Raw genomic sequence first — 624 nt, forward strand, 5'->3', positions numbered from 1 at the left:
ATTGATATTTGTGATGAACATTATCAGTTTTTATTAAAATATGGGAATAGTGATTTCTTGAAATATAGTTATGCAAATTTTACATTTAATTATCTAAAACTAACATATTTTGATGATGAATATTGTGAAGAATCAAAATTACCTAACCATTGTAATTATATAGGAAGTGATATAAGTACAGACCCATTATGTATAGATTTTGAAACAAAAAAAATATACCTTTATAGTTACGGTGAAAAAGATTTATTGTGTTATCATGGAATAAAGGAGCTATTATTCTTTAGTTTGTTTAAACTATTAATAAAAAATAAATATTTTGATAAAATTGAAATAGATATAAAAATAGATAATATTGATGAATATAAATCTACCTATTTAAATTATGAGATAAAAGATATAACTATATATGGTCGCTACTTTTTTAAAGATAACCAATTAATTATCTGTGATGATAAATTTTATAGTTATAATATCTACTATGGTGGTATTTTAGATAAAGTTGTTGATGATAGATAAGGTAATTTTATGAAAATTTTAGACCAACTTATCAACCTAATGCTGGAAAAAGTAGAAGTAGTACCAGTTCCCAAACAAGAATTGGATAACTTTTTATCACAAAATAAG

1 protein-coding gene is annotated in these 624 nt (G+C 22.3%); it reads left to right on the forward strand.

Annotated features, from left to right (window positions below; all coding sequences use genetic code 11):
- On the forward strand, positions 1-516 hold a 516-nt coding region (locus tag ACZBKJ_RS09945; protein WP_463200941.1), incomplete at its 5' end, for a hypothetical protein.
- Positions 517-624 lie beyond the last annotated feature (108 nt).

It is taken from the genome of Moraxella sp. I5G (assembly GCF_055193055.1).